This is a genomic window from Actinomadura rubrisoli, assembly GCF_004349215.1.
Taxonomy (GTDB): Bacteria; Actinomycetota; Actinomycetes; order Streptosporangiales; family Streptosporangiaceae; genus Spirillospora; species Spirillospora rubrisoli.
Genome location: NZ_SMKU01000026.1, coordinates 1 through 21,978, shown reverse-complemented (window position 1 = coordinate 21,978; position 21,978 = coordinate 1). Strand labels below are relative to the sequence as shown.

18 protein-coding genes and 1 rRNA gene are annotated in these 21,978 nt (G+C 73.4%); 14 read left to right on the top strand and 5 right to left on the bottom strand.

Features of this window, described 5'->3' with window-relative positions:
* Window positions 1–5: 5 nt before the first annotated feature.
* Window positions 6–896, top strand: coding sequence for a LysR family transcriptional regulator (locus E1298_RS08375; RefSeq protein WP_131890709.1), 891 nt, complete (start codon window positions 6–8; stop codon window positions 894–896).
* A gap of 70 nt (window positions 897–966) precedes the next feature.
* Window positions 967–2,565: a Na+/H+ antiporter gene (locus E1298_RS08370; protein ID WP_243725453.1), complete on the top strand. Its 1,599-nt coding sequence runs from the start codon at window positions 967–969 to the stop codon at window positions 2,563–2,565.
* A 132-nt stretch (window positions 2,566–2,697) separates the two neighbouring features.
* Here the strand turns inward: E1298_RS08370 and E1298_RS08365 are convergent, their stop codons facing one another.
* Window positions 2,698–3,609, bottom strand: a complete 912-nt coding sequence (locus E1298_RS08365; RefSeq protein WP_131890703.1) for an Lrp/AsnC family transcriptional regulator — start codon at window positions 3,607–3,609, stop codon at window positions 2,698–2,700.
* A 718-nt stretch (window positions 3,610–4,327) separates the two neighbouring features.
* Here E1298_RS08365 and E1298_RS08355 point away from each other — a divergent pair.
* The 6 genes from E1298_RS08355 to E1298_RS08330 all read left to right on the top strand — a co-directional run bounded on the left by E1298_RS08355 (window position 4,328) and on the right by E1298_RS08330 (window position 11,076).
* A complete protein-coding gene (locus tag E1298_RS08355) occupies window positions 4,328–5,764 on the top strand; it encodes a GuaB1 family IMP dehydrogenase-related protein (protein WP_207944508.1) in 1,437 nt (478 codons plus the stop codon).
* A gap of 150 nt (window positions 5,765–5,914) precedes the next feature.
* Entirely contained in the window at window positions 5,915–7,366 is a 1,452-nt protein-coding gene (locus tag E1298_RS08350) for an LCP family protein (RefSeq protein ID WP_131890695.1), read from the top strand.
* Window positions 7,367–7,477: 111 nt separating this feature from the next.
* On the top strand, window positions 7,478–8,971 hold the full coding sequence (locus E1298_RS08345; RefSeq protein WP_131890692.1) for an LCP family protein: 1,494 nt from the start codon (window positions 7,478–7,480) through the stop codon (window positions 8,969–8,971).
* Window positions 8,972–9,077: 106 nt separating this feature from the next.
* Window positions 9,078–9,356 carry a hypothetical protein gene (locus E1298_RS08340; RefSeq protein WP_131890690.1) on the top strand — a complete coding sequence of 93 codons (279 nt, stop codon included), beginning with the start codon at window positions 9,078–9,080 and terminating at the stop codon, window positions 9,354–9,356.
* Between the two features lie 80 nt (window positions 9,357–9,436).
* A complete protein-coding gene (locus E1298_RS08335) occupies window positions 9,437–10,492 on the top strand; it encodes an enolase C-terminal domain-like protein (protein ID WP_131890687.1) in 1,056 nt (351 codons plus the stop codon).
* Window positions 10,489–11,076: a P-loop nucleotide/nucleoside kinase family protein gene (locus E1298_RS08330; protein WP_131890684.1), complete on the top strand. Its 588-nt coding sequence runs from the start codon at window positions 10,489–10,491 to the stop codon at window positions 11,074–11,076. The genes E1298_RS08335 and E1298_RS08330 overlap by 4 nt, the downstream gene beginning before the upstream one ends.
* Before the next feature lie 273 nt (window positions 11,077–11,349).
* Here E1298_RS08330 and E1298_RS08325 read toward each other — a convergent pair whose 3' ends face one another.
* The 3 genes from E1298_RS08325 to E1298_RS08315 are packed head-to-tail and all read right to left on the bottom strand — an operon-like array spanning window position 11,350 to window position 16,620.
* Window positions 11,350–13,314 (bottom strand): acetyl/propionyl/methylcrotonyl-CoA carboxylase subunit alpha, encoded by a 1,965-nt coding sequence (locus tag E1298_RS08325; RefSeq protein ID WP_131890681.1) that lies wholly within the window; start codon window positions 13,312–13,314, stop codon window positions 11,350–11,352.
* A gap of 4 nt (window positions 13,315–13,318) precedes the next feature.
* A complete protein-coding gene (locus E1298_RS08320) occupies window positions 13,319–14,851 on the bottom strand; it encodes an acyl-CoA carboxylase subunit beta (RefSeq protein WP_243725455.1) in 1,533 nt (510 codons plus the stop codon).
* A 56-nt stretch (window positions 14,852–14,907) separates the two neighbouring features.
* Complete coding sequence (locus tag E1298_RS08315; protein WP_131890676.1) at window positions 14,908–16,620, bottom strand: acyclic terpene utilization AtuA family protein; 1,713 nt, start codon at window positions 16,618–16,620, stop codon at window positions 14,908–14,910.
* Window positions 16,621–16,720: 100 nt separating this feature from the next.
* Here E1298_RS08315 and E1298_RS08310 point away from each other — a divergent pair, with 100 nt between their 5' ends.
* From E1298_RS08310 to E1298_RS08285, 6 genes are all read left to right on the top strand, one after another.
* A complete protein-coding gene (locus E1298_RS08310) occupies window positions 16,721–17,329 on the top strand; it encodes a TetR/AcrR family transcriptional regulator (protein WP_131890674.1) in 609 nt (202 codons plus the stop codon).
* A 69-nt stretch (window positions 17,330–17,398) separates the two neighbouring features.
* The gene (locus tag E1298_RS08305) at window positions 17,399–18,196 is read left to right on the top strand and encodes an ArsR/SmtB family transcription factor (protein WP_131890671.1); all 798 of its coding nucleotides are present in this window, start codon (window positions 17,399–17,401) and stop codon (window positions 18,194–18,196) included.
* 152 nt (window positions 18,197–18,348) lie between these two features.
* The gene (locus tag E1298_RS08300) at window positions 18,349–18,570 is read left to right on the top strand and encodes a YciI family protein (RefSeq protein ID WP_207944507.1); all 222 of its coding nucleotides are present in this window, start codon (window positions 18,349–18,351) and stop codon (window positions 18,568–18,570) included.
* Between the two features lie 149 nt (window positions 18,571–18,719).
* Window positions 18,720–20,195 (top strand): phytoene desaturase family protein, encoded by a 1,476-nt coding sequence (locus tag E1298_RS08295; protein WP_207944506.1) that lies wholly within the window; start codon window positions 18,720–18,722, stop codon window positions 20,193–20,195.
* Window positions 20,192–20,971 (top strand): fatty acid desaturase family protein, encoded by a 780-nt coding sequence (locus E1298_RS08290; RefSeq protein WP_131890664.1) that lies wholly within the window; start codon window positions 20,192–20,194, stop codon window positions 20,969–20,971. The genes E1298_RS08295 and E1298_RS08290 overlap by 4 nt, the downstream gene beginning before the upstream one ends.
* Window positions 20,972–20,976: 5 nt before the next feature.
* A complete protein-coding gene (locus E1298_RS08285; RefSeq protein WP_131890661.1) occupies window positions 20,977–21,591 on the top strand; it encodes a TetR family transcriptional regulator in 615 nt (204 codons plus the stop codon).
* A gap of 58 nt (window positions 21,592–21,649) precedes the next feature.
* On the opposite strand, the gene rrf is transcribed toward E1298_RS08285, so the two are convergent.
* Window positions 21,650–21,766 (bottom strand): 5S ribosomal RNA (gene rrf, locus E1298_RS08280).
* Window positions 21,767–21,978 lie beyond the last annotated feature (212 nt).

Sequence of the window (21,978 nt, the reverse complement as noted above, 5' to 3'; positions counted from 1 at the left end):
AAGACATGAATCTGCGGCAGCTGCGCTACGTCGTGGCGACCGCCGACCACGGCACGATGACGTCGGCGGCCCAGGCTCTCTATGTCGCCCAGCCCGCCCTGTCCAGGGCCGTCCGGGAGCTGGAGCGCGAACTCGGCGTCGAGCTGTTCGCCCGGTCCGGGCGCGGCGTCGTCCTCACCACGATCGGCGAGCAGGTCGTCCGGCAGGCCCGGGTCGCGCTGGACGCCGTCGAGGCGATCGAGGGGATGTCCGGCGCCCGTCCCAACGGGCAGCGCGGCACGGACCTGCGCATCGCCACCACCTCCTCGCTGGAGCCGGAGCTGACCGGGCGGCTCATCCCCCGCTTCGCCCGCGACCAGCCGGCCGTCCGCGTCCGCGTCGTCCGCTGCGACGGCCGCGACCAGGTCGCGGCCGCCGTGCGCGCCGGCCGCGCCGACCTCGCGCTCACCGACCTGCCCGTGCCCGGCGACATGGCCGCGCACCCGTTCGAGCAGCGCGAGGTCGTGCTGATCTCCCCGCCCGCCCTGAAGGTGCGCGAGCCGGTGCCCCTGAACGCGCTGGACGGCATGCGCCTCGTCCTGCCCGCCCGCGGCAGCCCCCGCCGCCTGGAGATCGACACCATGCTGCGGCGCATCGGCGCCACCCCGGTCGCCGCGGTGGAGTCCGACGAGCGCGGCTCCTGGCTGGGCTGGGTCCGCGCCGGCATGGGCTCGCTGCTGTGGTACCGCAACCAGCTGGACGACACCGAGGGCGTGGCCGTCCGGTCGTTCATGCCGCCGATCACCCGGATGATCGGCCTCGTCCACGCCCACCGGCGGCTGCCCCCAGCGGCCCGCGACTTCCTGGCGTTCGCCAAGGAGACCGCCCGCGAGTCCCGGGGCCGCGACCACCACTGACCGGCGCCGACCGGTCCTGACCGGCACCGGAGGCGCCCGGTCCCGGGCCGGTCATGCCATGATCTGGCAGGTGGAGACGACGCAGGCGCTGTGGCTGCTGGCCGTGCCGGTCAGCGCCCTGACGGTGGCCGCGGCGGCGCGGCGGCTCGGGCTGTCGGCGCCGCTGGTCCTGGTGATCGCGGGGCTGCTGCTCTCGTTCGTGCCGGGCGTGCCGGAGTTCGAGCTCGACCCCGAGTTCGTGCTGTATGTGTTCCTGCCGCCGCTGCTGTTCTCGGCGGCGTGGCAGAGCTCCTACTACAACCTGCGCGAGAACGTCCGGTCGATCGCGCTGCTGTCGGTGGGGCTGGTGCTGTTCACCACCTTCGCCGTCGGGTACACCGCGCACCTGCTGGTGCCCGGGCTGCCGCTGTCGGCGGCGTTCGTGCTCGGCGCGATCGTGGCGCCGCCGGACGCGGTCGCGGCGGTGAGCGTGGCGCAGCGCCTCGGCCTGCCGCGCCGGGCGGTGACGGTGCTGGTCGGCGAGAGCCTGTTCAACGACGCCACGGCGCTGACGGCGTTCCGGGTGGCGGTCATCGCGGCGACGGGCGCGGGCTTCACCCTCGCCGACGGCGCGCTGCGCTTCCTGTTCGCGGCGCTCGCCGGGGCGGCGGTGGGCCTGCTGCTCGGGCCGCCGCTGCACTGGCTGCGGACCCGGCTGGACGATCCGCTCGTGGAGAACGGCGTGGCGCTCGCGGCCCCGTTCGCCGCCTACCTGATCGCCGAGACGGTCCACGCGTCCGGGGTCATCGCGGTGGTGGTCAGCGGGCTGTACCTGGGCCACCGGTTCACCGAGTCGCCCGCCGTGACGCGGCTGATCGGGCGCTCGTTCTGGAAGGTCATGGTCTTCGTCCTGGAGACGGTGGTGTTCCTGCTGATCGGGCTCCAGCTGCCACCGGTGATCGACGGGCTGTCCCAGCGCGGCTGGACGGAGCTGGCCGGATGGGCCGTCGCGATCTTCGCGGTGACCGTCGCCGCGCGGTTCGTGTGGGTGTTCCCCGCGTCCTACATCCCGGTATGGGTGTCGAAACGGGCGCGCGAGAAGGACAGCGGAATCGGCTGGCGCGGCCGGGTCATCGTGTCGTGGGCGGGGATGCGCGGGGTGGTGTCGCTGGCCGCCGCGTTCGCGATCCCATTCGTGACCTCGGACGACAAGCCGTTCCCGGGCCGCGACCTGATCCTTTTCCTCACGTTCACGACCGTCCTCGGGACGCTGCTGGTGCAGGGGCTGACGTTCCCGATGCTGATCCGCGTGCTGCGCGTGGGCAGCGACCGGGAGCGCTACACCGACACCGTGGCGGAGGCGGGCGCCCAGCACGCCGCCGCGCAGGCCGCGCTGGAGCGGCTGGAGGAGCTGAACGCCGAGGAGGAACTGGACGAGTCGGTCGTGACGCGGCTGCGGGAGCTGGCCGAGCACCGGCAGCTGCGGGCGTGGGAGCGGCTCGGCGGCGGGACGGGCCCGGAGGGCGAGGAGGTCCCGACGGCGACCTACCGGCGGCTGCGGCGGGAGATGCTGTCGGCGGAGCGGCGCGTGTTCGTCCGGATGCGGGACGAGCGGCGCATCGACGACGAGGTGCTCGACCGCGTCATGCACGAGCTCGACCTGGAAGAGGTCGCCCTGCACCGGGACTAGGGCGCCGTGTCGCAGGACGCCGCGGGCAGGCCGCCGTGTTCAAGGCGCCGTGTTCAGTGCGCCGTGTTCAGGGCGCGGTGAGGAGGGCGTGCCTGCCTCGGCCACGGTGCGCACCGTGACCGAGGCGCCCTTCTACTGCCCGTTCAGGGGTCTCTCGGGGAGTTCGACCGCGTAGGACTCCTTCACCACGTCCAGGTGGTGCCAGGACTCGCGCACCGTCACGCCGGGGACGGACCGGATGGCGTCCAGGACCTCGACGAGCTCCCCGCGGGAGGCGGCCTCGGCCTGCCCGACGATGTCGTAGCGGCCGAACCCGGTCGCCAGGTAGCGGATGCCCTCCTGGGCGGCCACCGCCTCGGCGACCTTCCGCAGCCCGCCGGTCACCACCAGGCCGAAGCCGCCGAGCTCGGCGGCGCCGAGGGCCAGCGGATCGGCCAGGCCGGTGACCTGGATGACGCCCGTGCGCATGAGCCTGACCACCCGGGCCCGGGTGGCGGCCTGCGACAGGCCGATGATGTTGGCGAGCCTGGTGTAGGGGGCGCGGCCGTCGCGCTGCAACTCCTGGAGGAGCCGCCAGTCGATGTCGTCGAGGGTGACCTCGCCGAGCTCCCGAACCACCGCGTGCGTATCGCGCACGGTGGAGACCGAACGGAACACCTCCGCCGCGCGCACGCCGGGTATGGACCTGATGTGGTCCACCTCGGCCGCGAGCGCGGTGTCGTCGCGGGTGCGCACCTGCGCGACCAGGTCGTAGGGGCCGGCGGTCAGCGCGGTGAAGCTGACCGCCGGGTGCTCGGCGATGGCTCCGGCCACCTCCCTCGCCGAACCCTCGACGGTGACCGAGACGTGCCCGATCGCCTCTGCGCCGACCACGGCGGCGTGCACAATGCCGACGACGCGGACGACCTCGGTTTCGAGAAGGTTCTGCACCCGCGCCCGCACGGCCGTGCGGGAAAGCCCGACGCGGTCGGCGAGCGCCTGGAACGTCGCCCTGCCATCCCGCTGGAGCTCGCGGACGAGCACGGCGTCGACCGCATCCAGCACGGCTGTCCTCCTCGACATGTGATGAATCGTTTTGCCAGCAACTGCAAGATCATTCCATTTCGGGACGGTGTGACGTCAAATATTGATCTTGCTCGTGTTCGTCCTGCCCGGCGGCCGTCGAAGCGTCTACCCCCCGATCGGGGGAGCGACGATTTCGGCGCCGCGTAAACCGGCACGAAAGCGAGACGCCGGGGCTCACGCCGCGCGCCCGGCGCGGGGGCGCGCCGGGCGGTGGGCGTGCGGGGTGGCGGTGATCGCTTCGGGGATCGCCGCGCGGGCGAGGCGGCCCGCGGCGCGGCCGAGCGCGGCTGACCGGGTCCAAGTGCGTGGCCTGCATGCGCCTTCTCCCGGTGTTCTGATGTCACGCCCCTACGGCGGGTCGGCGGTCCGCGTGAGGCACATGTAAGAAAAGTGCATCGGGGGCGCAGTTCCGTCAAGAGGTAACTTTACAGAGAGCTAAGCCTCACGTTGCACCGTTTTCCGCCTTGTCCATGCGGTCACCCGCGTTACGGCTGGATGGGGGCGGACAGACCGGAGAGAAACATCTGGACGGACCGCTGGGACAGACGGTCATCACCCCGGGGCACGGTTGCGCGGAGGCCGTCCCGGCTCCCTCGCCCCCGGCCGGTGGCCGGGCTTGGCCGGAGCACGGCCGGGTATGGATCACAATGTACGGTGGCCCAGCCACTTTCGTCCGCGATTGGTGTGTAGTACAGCCGTGCGCCTGCTGAACGGTGAGCATTCCGCTCACGATCTCACCTACAACGACGTCTTCATGGTCCCCCGCCGCTCGTCGGTCGGGTCCCGCCTGGAGGTCGACCTGTCCACCTGCGACGGCAGCGGGACGACCGTCCCGCTGGTCGTCGCGAACATGACGGCCGTGTCCGGCCGCCGGATGGCCGAGACGATCGCCCGCCGCGGCGGCGTCGCGGTGCTCCCGCAGGACATCCCGGTCGACGTCGTCGCCGAGGTCATCGGGTGGGTCAAGGGACGCGACCTGATCGTGGACACCGCGATCCGGCTGTCCCCCGCCAGCACCGCCGGGGAGGCGCTGGCGCTGCTGCCCAAGCGCGCGCACAACGCCGTGATCGTGGTCGAGGACGACCGTCCGGTGGGCGTGGTGACCGACGCCGACTGCCAGGGCGTCGACCGGTTCTCCCAGCTCCGCGACATCATGTCGCGCGACCTGGTGACCCTGCCGGACGGCGTCGACCCGCGCGAGGCGTTCGACCGGCTGCACGAGCGCGGGCACCGGCTCGCCCCGGTCGTGGACGCCGCGGGGCGGCTCACGGGCGTCCTCACCCGGACGGGGGCGCTGCGCGCCACGCTCTACGACCCCGCCGTGGACGCCTCCGGCCGGCTGCGCATCGCCGCGGCGGTGGGCGTGAACGGCGACGTGGCCGGCAAGGCGAAGGCCCTGCTGGAGGCGGGCGCCGACCTGCTCGTCGTCGACACCGCGCACGGCCACCAGGACAAGATGATCGGCGCGCTGGCCGCGGTCCGCGGGCTGGACCCGGGCGTCCCGGTCGTCGCCGGGAACGTGGTGACCGCCGAGGGCACCCGCGACCTGATCGAGGCGGGCGCCGACATCGTCAAGGTCGGCGTGGGCCCCGGCGCCATGTGCACCACCCGGATGATGACCGGTGTCGGCCGCCCGCAGTTCTCCGCGGTGCTGGAGTGCGCCGCCGAGGCGCGCCGCCTCGGCCGGCACGTCTGGGCGGACGGCGGCGTCCGACACCCGCGCGACGTCGCGCTGGCGCTCGCGGCCGGCGCCGCGAACGTGATGGTCGGCTCCTGGTTCGCCGGGACCTACGAGTCGCCGGGCGACCTTCAGCGGGCCGCCGACGGCCGGCTCTACAAGGAGAGCTTCGGCATGGCCTCGGCGCGGGCCGTCCGGCTGCGCACCGCCGAGGACTCGCCGTTCGACCGGGCCCGCAAGGCGCTGTTCGAGGAGGGCATCTCCGCCTCCCGCATGTTCCTGGACCCGCAGCGCCCCGGTGTGGAGGACCTGATCGACTCGATCGTCGCGGGGCTGCGCAGCTCGTGCACCTACGCGGGCGCCCGCACGCTGGAGGAGTTCCACGAGCGGGCGACGGTCGGGATCCAGAGCTCGTCCGGCTACGCCGAGGGGATGCCGCTGGCCACCAGCTGGTGACCCGGCCGGTGTTTCCGGCTTTCCCGGACATCCCCTGACACGGCTTTTCCCGACACGCCGCGCCTTCCGCCGCCCTTTCCCGGCTCCCACCTGCACTCTCTTACCTCAGGGGCGCGGAAGGGGGTCCGCGTCCTCAAGGGGGGCGCACACATGGTCGACGAAGCCGCGGGACGGGCCTGGGCCGCCGGGCCGACCGGGAGCACGGCGCGGCGCGGGCGGCGGGAGAGCGGGCCGCCGGAGCCGGCGGGGCTGCCGGGGCTGGCGGCGGCGCTGCTGATCGCGGCCGTGTCGCCGGTCCTGCCGGGCGTCGCGCACCTGCGGGCCGGACGGGTCCGGCTCGGCCAGGCGCTGCTCGCCGCGCAGGCGCTGCTGGTGGCGGCGGCGTCGCTGGCCGCCGGGCGGGGCCGGGCGGCCTTCCTGGACCTGTCGGTGCGGCCGGGCCGGCTGCTGCTGCTCATGGCGGCCTCCGTCGCCGTGGCGGCGCTGTGGGCGCTGCTGATCGTCCACTCCTACGCCGTGCTGGCGCCGGGACGGCTGTCCCCGCTGTGGCGGCTCGCCGGGGGCACCACCGTGTCCGTGCTGTGCCTGCTGGTGATCGTCCCGCCGCTGACGGTGGCGCACTACGGCTACCTGCAGCGGGACATGATCTCCAGCGTCTTCCCGGACGCCCCGCGAGCGTCCGTCGCCCGCGAGCCCGGCACCGCCGCGCCCGCGCGGGACGGGATCCCGCCGGCGTCCGGGGCCCGGGCGGGGACGCCGCGCCTGGACGTGCTGCTCATCGGCGCCGACGCGGGCGCGCGCCGGCCCGGGATCCGCACCGACGGCATGACGCTGGCCAGCATCGACACCAGGACGGGCGACACGCTGCTGCTGGGCCTGCCGCGCGACCTGCGGCACGTGCCGGTGTGGTCGGGCAGCGGCCCGGTCCCGTACCCGCCCGGCAGGCCGCTGGACGAGGTCTACGCGCACGGCCTCGCCCACCCCGGCGTCCTCGCGGGCGGCGGGCGCGTCCGCGACCCGGGCGCGGAACTGCTGAAGCGGACGGCCGGCCACATCCTCGGACGTCCCGTCCCCTACTACGCGATGGTCGACATGCGGAGCCTCCGGCTGATCGTGGAGGCGGTGGGCGGCCTGCGGATCTGCGTGGACGAGGCGGTGCCCGTGCCGGGGCGGCAGGCCCCCGCAGGGGTGCTCAGGCCCGGCTGCCGCCGGCTGAGCGGACGGGAGGCCCTCGGATTCGGCCGGCCCCCGGCCGGCGGCAGCGGCCACGACCGGATGGCCCGCCAGAAATGCCTGCTGTGGGCGCTGGCGCGGCAGGCCGGGCCGGTGACCATGCTGCGCGGCTTCCAGCGCCTCACGCGGATCCTCAAGGACTCGGTCACCACCGATCTCCCGCGGAGCCTGCTCCCGGCGCTGGTCGCGCTGGCGGGCCGGGCCGGGGACGCCGAGGTGACCGGCCTGCGGTTCGACCCGCCCGCGTTCGCGGCGGAACGGCCGGACTACGGCGCGATCAGGCGGACGGCGGCGCGCGCGGTCCGGGAGGCGGGGCCGGGCTCCCATCGCGCGGCCGGAGTGCATATCCTGGGCAAGAGCTGCACCTGAAGCAGCGAAAAGCTCGCATTCGGTCGACTCCTCCGCAACCTTGACCCGGTTCCGCGCGTCCATAATGTGAGGCGGAGGCTGGATTCACGCGGTGGGGGGATCGGAGCGGACATGTCGAGTCGATCAGCGAGTCGGCGTGCCCGGGCCGGGGACACCGGCCGTCCCCCCGGCGAGCCGGGCGGGCTGCCCCGCGCGCTGGCGCTGACGCTCGCGTCCGCGCTGGTCTGGGGGATCGCGCATCTGGTGACGGGCCGCCGGATCGCCGGCGGGCTGCTGCTGGCGCTCTACCTCGCGCTGGCCGCCGCCGCCACCGCCGCCGCGATCTACCGCGCCGACCTGTCCCATCTGGCCGTCCGCCCCGACGCGCTGCAGCGGATCGCCGCCGGCCTCACGGCGCTCGGCCTGGTGTGGGTCGTGGTGGTCATCCGCTCCTACCAGCTCGTCCGGCCGGAGGAGCTGTCGCTCAGCGCCCGCACGCTCGGCGTCGGCTCGGTCGCCGTGATGTGCTTCGCCGTCGCGGTGCCGATGGCCTGGTCGGCGCACAGCACCTACGTCTACCGCGACGCGCTGACCAGCATCTTCCGCACCGGCAGCGAGAACGGCCGGCACATCGACGCCGACGACCCCTGGAACGGGGAGGCGCGGGTCAACGTGCTGCTGCTCGGCGGCGACGCCGCCGCCAACCGCGAGGGCGTGCGCACCGACAGCATGACGGTGGCCAGCGTCGACACCAAGACCGGCGACACGGTGCTGCTGAGCCTGCCGCGCAACCTGGAGAGATTCCAGCTGCCGCCCGGGCCCGCCCGCAACCGCTTCCCCTACGGCTTCACCGGCGACGGCGCCGGAACGCCCGGCCTGCTGAACGAGGTCTACCAGTACGCCGAGGAGCACCCCGACATGGTGCCCGGCGTCGCCAAGAACCACCGCGGCCCCGAGCTGCTGAAGGCCACGATCGCCGGGATCCTCGACCTGCGGATCGACTACTACATCCTGGTCGACATGTTCGGGTTCGCCGACATCATCGACGCCATGGGCGGCGTCCGGGTCAAGGTCACCGAGCCCATCCCGTACGGGCAGCGAGGCGGCGTGCTGCAGCCCGGCGACCGGACGCTGAAGGGCAAGGAGGCGCTCTGGTACGGCCGGTCCCGCACCGACAGCGACGACTACGTCCGGATGGGCCGCCAGAAGTGCCTGATGCGCGCGATCGCCAAGCAGGCCGACCCGCAGACGATCCTCACCAAGTTCGACAAGCTCGCCTCGGCCGCCAAGCGGACCCTGTCCACCGACATCCCGCAGGAGCTGCTGCCGGCGCTGATGAAGCTGTCGAACAAGGTCAAGGGCGGCGCGCAGATCGACAGCCTCCAGTTCGTCCCGCCGCTGGTGAGCACCGGCAACCCCGACTTCGCGATGATCCGCAAGCTGACCGCCAAGGCCGTCGAGCCCCAGAAGGGCCCCCAGAGCCCCTCCGCGAGCCCTTCGACCGGCAGGGACGGCGGGAACGGCGGCGGCTCGGACGGCTCGGCGTCGCCGAGCCCCGGCTCGACGCGCAAACCGCAGGCGCCGCAGGCCAAGCCGGTGTCGCTGGAGGCGAGCTGCCCGTCCTGAGCCGCGGCCGCGACCGCCGCCGGGATCGGCCGGCCGTCCAGGTGAACCTTCGGCCCGTGGCCCACGTCACACCTTATGACGCCGAAATACGGCACAGGGGGCGACGATGGAACAGGAAGACGTTTCGATCTTGGACGAGCTCGGCGGGGCGCTGACCCGGCGCGGGTACCTCACGCTGCTGGTCACCACGGGGTCCCGGCCGCGGCTTGAGGTGCTCGACCGCACCTCGCCCGACCGGTACGGCACCGTCCTGTGCGAGCGCGACGCGGGCGGCGACCGCTGGTACTGGTGGTCGTGGGCCGACCGCATCGCCCCCGCGCACGAGGTGGAGCGCGCCGCCGGCGCGGTCGACCGCGACCTGCGCCAGGTGACCTGGGCGGCCTGATCGGCGGGGGTGTCTCCCCTGGTCCCCGGAAGGGGGATCATTGGAGGAGAACACTCCCGAGCACGAGAGGGCGGATCCGGGTGCCCCAGATCCAGGGCTGCGACGCCTTCCGCGTGGCGATGCCGCGCGGGCGGCGGCCGCAGAGCATCCTCGTCCGGCTCGCCTGCGGCGACGGCGCGGTGGGCTGGGGCGAGGTCGCCGCCCCGGACACGGCGGCGGGCACCCTCTGGGCCGACATCGAGGAGCGCATGGGCCCCGCCCTCATCGGGCTCGACTGGGACCGCCCCGAGGACGTGTCCGCCGCGGCCGACCTCGGCGCCCGCGACGCGGCCGCCGCGATCGACGTGGCCTGCTGGGACCTGTGGTGCCGCACGCGGGGCCTGCCGCTCGCGCACGCGCTCGGCGGCACCCGCACGTCCATCGTGACCGGCGCGCGGATCACACCCGAGCCCGTCCTGGAGACCGTCTCGGGCCGCGTCAACCAGGCCGTGGGCGCCGGCCACACCCGCGTCACCCTGGACGTGCGCCCCGGCTGGGACATCGAGCCCGTCCGCGCGATCCGCCGGGCCTACCCGGCGCTCGCCCTGGTCGCCGACGCCGGCCACGCCTACACCGGCTCGCCCGAGCACATGGCCGTCCTGGAGGGCCTGGACGCCTACGGCCTGGTGGCGATCGAACGGCCGTTCGCCGCCGCCGACCTCACCGCGCACGCCCGCCTCCAGCAGCGGGTGGGCACCGCGGTCGCCCCCGACGTCGGCGACCTCGACACCCTCGACGCCGCCCTCGCACTGGAGGCGGGCCGCGCCCTGCACCTGCGCCTGGACCGGCTCGGCGGCCTCACCGCCGCGCGCAGCGCCCACGACCTGGCCTACGCGGCCGGCTGGGACGTGTGGTGCAGCGGCTCCGGCGCGTTCGGCATCGGCCAGGCCGCCGCCGTGGCGCTGGCCGCCCTGCCCGGCTGCACGCTGCCGAGCGACGTGTCCGACCCGGCGGGCGGCCCGGTGTTCGTGACGCCGCCCGTCCGCTCGTCCGGCGGCGTCGTCGGCGTCCCCCTCACCCAGCCGGGCCTCGGCCACGAGATCGACGAGGCGCGCATCGGCCGCCTGGCGACCCGCCGCCTGCGCCTGTCCGCATGAAGCCCGCCACCGCCTGGATCGTGGCCGGTCCCCCGGGCTCGGGCAAGACCACCGTGTCGGGCCTCCTCCTCGCGCGCCTGCGTCCCGTCCCCGCGCTGCTCGACAAGGACACGATGTACGGCCCGTTCGTCGCCGCGACCCTCGCCGCGCACTCCCGCGACCCGGGCGAACGCGAGGGGCCCTGGTACGACGAGCACGTCAAGGTCCACGAGTACGCCGGCATGACCGCCACCGCCCGCGAGATCCGCGCGCACGGCTGCCCGGTCCTGCTGAGCGGCCCGTTCACCGGCCAGATCCGCTCCCCGTCCCGCTGGGCCGGCTGGGTGGAGGCCCTCGGCGGCCCGCCGGTCCGGCTGCTGTGGATCCGCACCGACGCCGCCACGCTGCGCCACCGCCTCCGCGAACGCGGCTCACCCCGCGACACCGGCAAGCTGGCCGCCTTCGACGCCTTCACCACCCGCATGCGCCCAGGAGAACCGCCCCCGGTACCCCACATCGCCGTGGACAACCGCCTGACCGCACCCGTCCCCCTCGAATCCCAGCTGGATAGGGTTTATTGCAGTGCCCTCGGCGTCAGGCGCTAGCGCGCCTTCCTTATGGCATTACCCTTGGCGTCGGGCGTTGAACGCCCTCCTTCGGCGGGCACTGCGGCGATCGCTGCATCGCTCCGACTCGCCTAGCGGCTCGCTGCGCGATCAGGTTCTTGCTTCGCTCGAACCTGGCTTCGCACGCGATCGCAACGTTTCGGTCGGCCGACAGTTTCGGTTCGAACCTTGCCGCCGCCCGCCGGGCCGTTCCCCCTTGAGCCGCCGCTGCGTCCTGCGGTTGCCGGGGGGTGATCGGGACGCCGGATCGGCTCACTTGGGGTTCTCTGCGATTACGGCGAGGACGGTGCCGGCCTCCACCTGCCGTCCCGTGATGACGTTGAGTTCCGCCACGGTTCCGGCGGAGGGGGCGGTGATGCGGTGCTCCATCTTCATCGCCTCCAGGACTAGGAGCGTCTGCCCCTCGGCGACGGCCGCGCCGGGCTCGGTCTCCACCCGGACGACCGTGCCCGGCATGGGGGCGAGGAGCGACCCGGGGGCGAGGTGCCCGCTGGGGTCGGCGAAGCGCGGGACGACGGTGAGCGCCACCGGGCCGAGGCGCGAGTCGATGTGGACGCGGTCCCCGGCGAAGGCGACGGCGAACGTCACGCGCAGCCCGCCGTGGTCGAGGACGACCTCGTCCGGCGCGGCGCGCACCAGGGACGTGCCGGGGCACAGCTCGGAGACCAGCCCGTCCCGGCCGAGGCGGTAGTCGACCTCGATCGCGCCGAAGGGCCCCTCGTACGACCTGCGCTGCGGCTGCGACCACACGTTGCGCCAGCCGGACGGCAGCCCGCCGAGCACCCCGGCCGACGCCCGGCTCGCCGCGGCGGCCGCGAGCGCGGCGGCCAGGGCGGACACCCGCACCGCGTCCTCGCCCGCCAGGGGCGCCGCGAGCACGCCGAGCCCGATCCGGTCGAGGTAGCCCGTGTCGGTCTCGCCCCGCAGGAAGCCCGGCTCGCCCAGGATCCGCACGAGCAGGTCGCGGTTGGTGGTCAGGCCGTGGATGCGGGCGCCGCGCAGCCCCGCCGCGAGCCGGCGGGCCGCCGCCCGGCGGGTCGGCGCCCACGCGATCACCTTGGCGAGCATCGGGTCGTAGTGGACGCCGACCTCGCCGCCGCTCTCCACCCCGCTGTCCAGCCGCAGCCCGGACGGCGCCGCCGGGACGGCGAACTCCGCGTCCACGCCCGGCACCTCGAAGGTGTGCAGGGTGCCGCTGGCTGGCCGCCAGTCCCGGGCGGGGTCCTCGGCGTACAGGCGGACCTCGATGGCGTGCCCGCGCGGCTCCGGCGCCGCCTCCGGGAGGCGGGCGCCCTCGGCGACCTCGATCTGCAGCCGGACCAGGTCCACCCCGAACACGCACTCGGTGACCGGGTGCTCGACCTGGAGGCGCGTGTTGACCTCCAGGAAGAAGAACCGGCCGTCGGGCAGCAGCATGAATTCGACCGTGCCCGCCCCGAGGTACCCGATCGCGCGGGCCGCGCTCACCGCCGCGCCGCACAGCGCGCCGCGCAGGCCCGGCCCGACCGCGGGTGACGGCGCCTCCTCGACGATCTTCTGGTGGCGGCGCTGGATCGAGCACTCGCGCTCCCCCAGCGCCCAGACGGTGCCGTGCGCGTCGGCGAGGACCTGCACCTCGACGTGGCGGGCGCCCTCCAGCAGCGGCTCGCAGAACACCGTCGGGTCGCCGAACGCCGACTCCGCCTCCCGGCGCGCCCCGGCGACCGCATCGGCCAGCCCGTCCAGCGCCCGGACGACCCGCATGCCGCGCCCGCCGCCGCCCGCGGACGCCTTGACCAGCAGCGGCAGGTCCGCCTCGGTGACCCGGGCGGGATCGAGACCGGGCAGCACCGGCACCTCCGCCGCCGCCATCAGCTTCTTCGCCGCGATCTTGGAGCCCATCGCGGCGATCGCCTCGGGCGGCGGACCGATCCAGGTCAGCCCGGCGTCCAGGACGGCCCGCGCGAAGTCCGCGTTCTCCGACAGGAACCCGTACCCCGGATGGACCGCGTCGGCGCCCGCCCGGCGCGCCACCTCCAGCAGGAGCCCGGACGAAAGGTACGTCTCGGACGGGGACGCGCCGGGCAGCCGCCCCGCCACGTCCGCCTCCCGGACGTGCGGCGCGCCCGCGTCCGGGTCGGAGTGGACGGCGACCGTCCCGATCCCCAGGTCCCGGCAGGCCCGCAGGACCCGCCGCGCGATCTCGCCGCGGTTGGCGACCAGCACATTGTTGATCATCAGTTCACATCCGGAAGACGCCGAAGCCGTCGGCTCCGCGCACGGGCGCGTTGTGGACGACGGACAGGCACAGGCCGAGGACGGTACGGGTGTCGCGCGGATCGATCACGCCGTCGTCGTACAGCCGCCCCGACAGGAAGAACGGCAGCGACTCGGCCTCGATCTGCGCCTCGACCATCTCCCGCATGGCACGGTCCTGGTCCTCGTCGTACACCTGCCCCCGCGCCTCGGTGGCCTGCCGCGCCACGATCGACAGGACGCCCGCGAGCTGCTGCGGGCCCATCACCGCCGACTTCGCGCTCGGCCAGGTGAACAGGAACCGCGGGTCGTACGCCCGGCCGCACATGCCGTAGTTCCCCGCCCCGTAGGAGGCGCCCATCACGATCGAGATGTGCGGGACCCGGCTGTTGGCCACCGCGTTGATCATCAGCGCACCGTGCTTGATGATCCCCGCCTGCTCGTACTCCTTGCCGACCATGTAGCCCGTCGTGTTGTGCAGGAACAGCAGCGGCGTGTCGCTCTGGTTGGCGAGCTGGATGAACTGAGCCGCCTTCTGCGCCTCCGCGCCGAACAGCACCCCCTGCGCGTTCGCCAGCACCCCGATCCGGTAGCCGTGGACGCGCGTCCAGCCGGTCACCAGGCTCGTCCCGTACAGCGGCTTGAACTCGTCGAACTCCGAGCCGTCCGCGACCCGCGCGATCACCTCGCGCGGGTCGAACGGGACCTTCAGGTCCTCCGGGACGATCCCCGCCAGCTCCTCCGCGTCGTACAGCGGTTCCACCACCGGACCGGGCTCCGGGCCGAGCCGCCTATGGCCCAGCCCCTTGACGATCTGCCGGCCGAGCCGCAGCGCGTCCGGCTCGTCCACGGCCATGTAGTCGGCCAGGCCGGACGTGCGGGCGTGCATCTCGGCGCCGCCCAGCTCCTCGTCGCCGGCCTCCTCGCCCGTCGCCATCTTCACCAGCGGCGGCCCGCCGAGGAACACCTTCGCGCGCCCCTTCACCATCACGACGTGGTCGCACATGCCCGGGATGTACGCGCCGCCCGCCGTGGAGTTGCCGAACACCAGCGCGACCGTCGGGATCCCCGCCGCCGAAAGCCGCGTCAGGTCCCGGAACATCCGCCCGCCCGGGATGAAGATCTCCTTCTGCGTCGGCAGGTCCGCGCCGCCCGACTCCACCAGGTTGATCACCGGGAGCCGGTTCTCCAGCGCGATGTCGGACGCGCGGAAGCTCTTCTTCACCGTCCAGGGATTGCTGGAGCCGCCCCGCACCGTAGGGTCGTTCGCCACGATCAGGCACTCCACGCCCTCGACCACCCCGATGCCGGTGACGACGCTCGCGCCGACCGGGAAGTCGCTTCCCCACGCCGCGAGCGGGCTCAGCTCCAGGAACGGCGAGTCGGGATCGAGCAGCAGCTCGATGCGCTCGCGCGCCGGCAGCTTGCCGCGCCTGCGGTGCCGCGTGACGTACTTCTCGCCGCCGCCCTCCAGCGCCTTGGCGTGCTCGGCGTCCAGGGCCGCCAGCTTCTCCAGCATCGCCGCGCGGCGCTCCCGGTACTCCGGGCCGTGCGGATCCAGCGTGCTCTTGAGGGTCAAAGGACTGTCTCCGGGATGTCGACGATGCGCGACCGCAGCCACTCCCCGAGGGCCTTGCCCTGCGGGTCGAACCGGGTCGAGGCGGATACGCCCTCCTGTAGCAGCCCTTCGACGACGAAGTTGACCGCGCGGAGGTTCGGCAGGACGTGCCGCTGGACGGCATGGTCGAGGGTCTCGGGCAGCAGCTCGCCGAGCCGCTCGACCGTGAGGAAGGGCTCCAGCCAGCGCCACTGCGCGTCCGTCCGGGCCCAGACGCCGATGTTGGCGTCCCCGCCCTTGTCCCCGCTCCGCGCGCCCGCGACCCGTCCCAGCGGCTCCCGGACGGTCGTCCCGGCGTCGGCGAGCGGCGGCGGCGCGGTCGCCGCAGGGACCGGGAGGGCCGCGGTGACCGGGGCCGGGGCGATGGGCACGCGGGTGCCGTCGGCCAGGACGGCGACGTGCTCGACCTCCCCGTTGGGGACGAACGCCGGCGTGTAGACCCCGTACGGGCTGCCCTTCCCGGGCGGAGACGTCATCGTGAAGCCCGGGTAGCCGGCGAGAGCCAACTCCACCACCGCGCCGCTGAACGCGCGCCCGGCCTTCTCCGCGTCCGGGTCGAGGACGGCGCAGCGCAGCAGCGCGGTCGCCTCGCCCTGCGTGGCCGGGTCGGGCTTGGCGGCGCCGATCAGGGTCCACTCGACGCGGGCCGGTGGGGCGTCGCCGAACGCGGACTCCAGCCGCGCCTTGGCGAGTTCCGCCTTGGCCTCGATGCCGAGCCCGGTGAGGACGAACGTCATCTCGTTGCGGTGCCCGCCCAGGTGATTCAGGCACACCTTCGTGGTTTCCGGCGGCGGGGTCCCCCGGACGCCGCTGATCCGGACCCGGTCCGGGCCGTCCCGGCCCAGTTCGATCGTGTCGAAGCGCGTCGTCACGTCAGGACCGGCGTAGGACGGCCCGCCGATCTCGTAGAGCAGCTGCGCCGTGACCGTCTCGGTGGTCACCGCGCCGCCGGTGCCCGGGTGCTTGGTGATCACGCTGGAGCCATCGGCGTAGATCTCGGCGAACGGAAAGCCCGGCGCCTTTACATTGTAGATCTCTTCAAAGAAGGCGTAGTTGCCGCCGGTGGCCTGGGCGCCGCACTCCAGGACGTGCCCGGCGGCGGTCGCGCCGGCCAGCGCGTCCCAGTCGTCGCGCGCCCAGCCGAAGTGCGCGGCGGCGGGCCCGACCACCAGCGAGGCGTCGGTGACCCGTCCCGTCACCACGATGTCGGCGCCGCCCCGCAGGCATTCGACGATGCCCCAGGCGCCCAGGTAGGCGTTCGCGGTGAGCGGCCGCCCGTACCGGGAGCCGCCCAGGCCGAGCTCCTCCGCCCGGGGAAGCAGGTCGTCGCCCTCGACGTGCGCGACGCGCACCCCGATCCCGAGCCGCTCGGCCAGCTCGCGCAGCCGGGCCGCCAGCCCGCGCGGGTTGAGGCCGCCGGCATTGGTGACGATCTTCGTCCCCTTCTCGGCGGCGAGGCCGAGGCACTCCTCCATCTGCCGCGGGAACGTGGACGCGTACCCGCCCTCCGGGTCCTTCATCCTGCTCCGGCCCAGGATCAGCATCGTCAACTCGGCGAGGTAGTCCCCGGTGAGGACGTCCAGCGGCCCGCCCTCCAGCATCTCCCGCACGGCGGAGGAGCGGTCGCCGTAGAAGCCCGAGGCGTTACCGACCCGCAACGGTTGGCCCATGGCTGCACCCTGCCAGCCCGAACGTAAAAAATCAATCGCGCTTGATTGTTTCTGGCCGCGATCATTTGGTTGACTGGGACCCCACCGAGCCAAGGAAGCGATGAGCACGCAGGCACTCCCCCGCGAGCCGCGGCAGGACCGCAGCCGCGCCACCCGGCGGCGCCTCCTGGAGGCGGCCGTCGAATGCCTCGCCTCCGTGGGCTGGACGGGCACCACCGTGGCGGTCGTGGCCGAGCGCGCCGGGGTGTCCCGAGGCGCCGCCCAGCACCACTTCCGCACGCGCGAGGAGCTGGTGACCGCGGCGGTCGAGTACGGCTCCGACGTGCGGATGACCCGGATGCGCGAGCGCCTGGACGCGCTCGCCGACCACCGCCCGTCCACCCTTGAGGTCGTCACGCTGCTCGGCGAGATGTACACCACGCCGCTCTTCCGCGCGGCGCTCCAACTCTGGGTCGCGGCCAGCTCCGACGATCAGCTCCGCGCCCAGGTCCTGCCGCTGGAAGCCCGCGTCGGACGCGAGGCCCACCGGCTGACCGTCGAGGCCCTGCGCGCGGACGAGTCGGTCCCCGGCGTCCGCGAGACCGTCCAGGCCACCCTGGACCTCGTCCGCGGCCTCGGCCTGGCCGACCTCCTCACCGACGACTCGGCCCGCCGCACCCGCCTCCTCCGCCAGTGGGCCGCCACCCTGGACATGGCCCTCGCCCGCTGATCCCCGTCCCACCTTGGCTCTCCCCCGCCATCGTTGACATGTGACCTTTTGGTCACCTATTTTGAGGGCGTGACGGACGACGATCTGGCGTTCAAGGCACTGGCGGACAAGACCCGCCGCTTCCTTCTCGACCTGCTGTTCACCAGGGACGGACGCACCCTCGGCGAACTGGAGTCGGAGCTGGAGATGACGCGCTTCGGCGTCGCCAAGCACCTGCGGGTCCTGGAGGACGCGGGACTGGTGGTCACGCGCCGCTCTGGCCGGGAGAAGCTGCACTTCCTCAACCCGGTCCCGATCCGGCTCATCCACGACCGATGGATCGACAAGTACACCGAGCGGCCCGCGGCGGCGCTGGCCGACCTCAAACACCAACTGGAGGCGAACGAGATGACCGCGACGACCGGTACCACCGTGCAGATGTACCGCGTTTACATCAGGGCGACCCCGCAGGCGGTCTGGGACGCCATCACCAAGCCCGAGTGGACCGTGAAGTTCGGCTACCAGGCGCCCGTCGAGTACGACCTGCGCCCCGGTGGCGCCTACCGGAGCCTGGCCAGCGAGGCCATGAAGAAGGCCGGCGCCCCCGACGTCGTGATCGACGGCGAGGTCATCGAGGCCGACCCGCCCCGCAAGCTCGTCCAGACGTGGCGCGCGCTGTTCCTCGGCGAGGACTTCACCCGGCTCACCCACGAGATCGAGGACGGCGGCGACGGCGTCTGCACCCTGACCGTCACCCACGACGTCACCGGCGCACCCCAGACCGCGGCGCAGGCCGCCGGCCGGATCCCCGAGGCCGGCGGCGGCTGGGCCCAGGTCCTCAGCGACCTGAAGACACTCCTGGAGACCGGCCGCCCCCTCTACACCTGATCCGCGCTCGCGGTCGGGGTCCGCCCACGACTTCCGCCTGATGCTCACCGGCGGCGCCGTCATCTGGCTGTGGGCCGCCGCCCTGTCCCTCAAGATGCTGACCGGCCCCACCGCGCGCGCCTGAGCCCACGGAACCCGGAAGAATGCCGACCATGCTCGAACGGCACCACGCCGACGGCACCTTCCTGCTCTCCGGCCAGACGGTCCCGTCCGAGGACGGCGGCCTCATCCTCGCGGCCGGTGTCGACCGCGCGACCGCCGAGAAGATCACGACGGAGGACCCCTTCGTCGAGGCCGGGGTCGGCCGGTACAGCATCACCACCGTCACCCCCGGCCGCGTCCACCCGGCGCTCGCGAGCCTGCTCGGCGGCTGAGGGCACGGCGCTCAGCGCCAAGGAAATCCCTCTCGGCATTGACGGCACCTCCCGCGCGGGGCGATTCTGAACACATGTTCAGAACAACGGTTCAGAATCGGCGACGGCGTGAGACGGCCCCGCGGTTCCCGGCGTCGTGCGAGGTGGCCGTGCTCGGTGGCGGGCTGGCCGGGATGGCGACGGCGGCCCGGTTGCAGGCCGCCGGGGTCTCCACGCTCGTGATCGAGGCGCACGGGCACGTCGGCGGCTGCGCGGGCTACTACCGGCGGCGGGGCTTCTCGTTCGACGTGGGCGCCACCACCATGGTCGACTTCGAGCCCGGCGGCGTCGGCGCCGAGCTGCTCACCGCCATCGGCATGGAACCGGTGCCCGGCGAGGCGCTGCCCGGCTACGTGGCCTGGCTGCCCGACCGCAAGGTCACCCTTCACCGCGACACCGCGGCCTGGCATGCCGAGCGGCTGCGGGCCCTGGGCGACAGCCCGGAGCACCGGGCCTTCTGGTCCCGGCTCGACCGGCTCGCACAGGTGTTCTGGGACGCGAGCCGCGCCGGGGTGCGCCTGCCGATGCGGACCCCGGCCGACGCCCTCCACAACCTGAAGGCGCTCGGGCCGCGCGGCGTACCGCTCGCCCGCCACGTGAACACGACCCTCGGGGACGCGCTGGCGCGGCACGGCCTGCGCGGCGACGCGCCGCTCGTCGGCCTGCTGTCGATGCTGGTGGAGGACACCGTGCACGGCACCGTCGACCGCGCCCCGCTGATCAACGCCGCGCTCGGCGTCACCATCCGCGGCGCGGGACTCACCCGGGCGCGGGGCGGCATGCGCGGATTCTGGCGGCGCTACCTCGCCCACTACCGGGGGCTGGGCGGCCGGCTGCTCGTCGGCTGCCAGGTCGAACAGGTCCTTGGACGGCCCGGGGCGTTCCACGTCCGCACCCGGCGGGGCATCGTCCACGCCGCGCAGGTGGTGAGCGCGCTACCCGCCCCCACCACCGCGCGGGTGATCCCCGACCTCGCCGGCCGCCTCCGGCCCTACCTCGACCGCGACGAGACGCAGATGGGCGGCGCAGTCGTGGCCTTCCTCGGCGTCCCGGAGGACGAGGTCGCCGGGCAGGAGTTCACCCACCACCAGCTGCTGCACGACTACCGGCGGCCGCTCGGCGACGGCAACAACATGTTCGTCTCGGTCTCCGCGCGGGACGACGACGAGAGCGCGCCGCCCGGCCACCGCACCGTGATGCTCTCCACGCACACCCGGCTCCAGGACTGGGCGGGCCTCCCGGCGGGCGACTACGCGGCCCGCAAACGGGATATCGGCGAGCGGCTCGTGGAGCTGGCGCGGCGCGTCCACCCGTCGCTCGGCGAACGGGCGGCCGTCCGCGAGGTGGGCACGCCCCGCACGTACGAGCGCTTCGCGTTCCGGCCGGGCGGCGCCGTCGGCGGCGCGCACCAGACGCCGGGCAACGCCAACCAGAACGCGGTGCCCCACTCGCTGGGCGTGCCCGGGCTGTGGCTCGTCGGCGACTCGACCTGGCCGGGGCTCGGCACCGTCGCCTGTGCGCTGGGCAGCAGGATCGTCGCGGACGACGTGCTCCGCGCCAGGCGCCGGACGGCGGTGCCGCGATGATCCCGAAGCTGTCCGAGCTCGGCCCCGACCTGCTGGTGACGACCCGCCGCCGCCGGATCCTCACGCTGTCGCTGCCCTACCTCGGCGTCGTCCTGTTCGCCGCGGCCGCGGCCGCGGGCTGGTGGTGGCTCACCCCGCTGATCGCGTTCGGCATCTTCGTCGCCGTGGTGACGGCGACACACGACGTCGTCCACCGCTCTCTCGGACTCGGACGGCGGGCGACGGAATGGGCGCTGTTCCTTCTGGGCCTGGTCCTGCTGGAGAGCGGCCACGCCTACCGCGCCACCCACCTCCAGCACCATCGGACGTTCCCGAGCGAAGAGGACCCGGAAGGCCATCCCGCCGACCTGTCCGCGCTAGGAGCGATCCTGTACGGCCCGGTCTTCCTATTCCGGCTGTGGGTATGGGCGTACCGGCGGGGCACCGCGCGGCAGCGTCTCTGGCTGCTCGCCGAAGCGGCGGCGGCACCGGCCGCGATCGGCGCAGGCGCCCTGTTCTGGCGCGGGCTCCTCGTGTACGCCGTCATGATGATCGTGGGAAGCTGGGTCTATCCGCTGCTCACCGTCCATCTGCCGCACCGCCACTACGGGGACACGCCGCTCACGCAGACGCACACCCTGCGGGGCCGGATCGTCCCGGCCCTGTTCCTGGAGTTGACGTACCACTTGGAGCACCATCTCTACCCGCAGGTGCCGAGCCACCATCTCGCCCGCCTCGCGCGGCGGCTCGATCCGATCCTCGCCGAAGCGGGCGTGCGGCCCAGGAAGGTGATCTGACCCCGATGGCGTCACGCGAGGAAGCCAGGAATCGCCTTCTGGAGGCGACGATCCGGACGCTCGCGACCGAGGGCTACGGCGGGACGACCGCCCGCTCCATCGCCCGGACCGGCGGCTTCGCGCCCGGCGTCATCTACTACCACTTCGACGACCTGGAGGATCTGCTCCTCGCCGCCCTCCGTCATACGAGCCGGGCGCGGATGGCCTGCTATCAGGAGGCGCTCGGCTCCTGCACCAGCGCCGCCGACCTCCTCGCACGCCTCCGCGAGCTGTACGCCGAGGACATGCGCGACCAGGGACACATCGACGCCGTCCAGGAACTGTTCGCCGCCTCCTCGGGCTCTCCCCGGCTGCGCGCGGAACTGCTCGCCCACATCGGCCCCTGGGCCGACTTCGCCGCAGCCGCGATCCACCGCCTCGTGGAAGGCACCACGCTGGAGAACCTGATCCCCAGCAGCGAGCTCGGAATGGCCGCCGTCGCCATGTTCCTCGGCATTCAGACCATCGCCCACCTCGACGGCGACCGGTCCCGGATCGAATCCCTTTTCGCCACCGCCGAACCCGCGGCTCTGCTCTGGGACGCCTTCGCCGGCCGCGACGTCCCGCAGCCGGAGGACTGAAAACCTCCGAAAATGAGGAAGGGCCCCGCCGTGTGGCGGGGCCCTTCCTGCAATATGAGTCCGGCGGTGTCCTACTCTCCCACACAGTCTCCCGTGCAGTACCATCGGCGCTGAAGGGCTTAACTTCCGGGTTCGGGATGGGACCGGGTGTTTCCCCTCCGCCATAACCACCGAACGACCAACCCCAACACCCCAGACAGGGATGCGGGAAGCTCATCGTCCGACGACTCAAAGCATCGGTATTCAACTATATGTGTGGTGCGGGTTCCCGGTTGTTTCCTGGGAACCACACAGGGACGCGAACATCGCATTCGTGCAGCGATTCGGTTTGAACGTTCAGTGTGTTCAAGCCACTCGGCCTATTAGTACCGGTCGACTCCACACGTT

What these genes read in the sequence shown, in the direction of transcription:
- E1298_RS08345 (WP_131890692.1), top strand. Translation starts at nt 7,478, where the DNA reads ATGTCGAGTCGATCAGCGAGTCGGCGTGCCCGGGCCGGGGACACCGGC.
- E1298_RS08285 (WP_131890661.1), top strand. Translation starts at nt 20,977, where the DNA reads ATGGCGTCACGCGAGGAAGCCAGGAATCGCCTTCTGGAGGCGACGATC.
- E1298_RS08330 (WP_131890684.1), top strand. Translation starts at nt 10,489, where the DNA reads ATGAAGCCCGCCACCGCCTGGATCGTGGCCGGTCCCCCGGGCTCGGGC.
- E1298_RS08375 (WP_131890709.1), top strand. Translation starts at nt 6, where the DNA reads ATGAATCTGCGGCAGCTGCGCTACGTCGTGGCGACCGCCGACCACGGC.
- E1298_RS08325 (WP_131890681.1), bottom strand. Translation starts at nt 13,314, where the DNA reads ATGATCAACAATGTGCTGGTCGCCAACCGCGGCGAGATCGCGCGGCGG.
- E1298_RS08315 (WP_131890676.1), bottom strand. Translation starts at nt 16,620, where the DNA reads ATGGGCCAACCGTTGCGGGTCGGTAACGCCTCGGGCTTCTACGGCGAC.
- E1298_RS08310 (WP_131890674.1), top strand. Translation starts at nt 16,721, where the DNA reads ATGAGCACGCAGGCACTCCCCCGCGAGCCGCGGCAGGACCGCAGCCGC.
- E1298_RS08350 (WP_131890695.1), top strand. Translation starts at nt 5,915, where the DNA reads ATGGTCGACGAAGCCGCGGGACGGGCCTGGGCCGCCGGGCCGACCGGG.
- E1298_RS08320 (WP_243725455.1), bottom strand. Translation starts at nt 14,851, where the DNA reads ATGCTGGAGAAGCTGGCGGCCCTGGACGCCGAGCACGCCAAGGCGCTG.
- E1298_RS08290 (WP_131890664.1), top strand. Translation starts at nt 20,192, where the DNA reads ATGATCCCGAAGCTGTCCGAGCTCGGCCCCGACCTGCTGGTGACGACC.
- E1298_RS08340 (WP_131890690.1), top strand. Translation starts at nt 9,078, where the DNA reads ATGGAACAGGAAGACGTTTCGATCTTGGACGAGCTCGGCGGGGCGCTG.
- E1298_RS08300 (WP_207944507.1), top strand. Translation starts at nt 18,349, where the DNA reads ATGCTCGAACGGCACCACGCCGACGGCACCTTCCTGCTCTCCGGCCAG.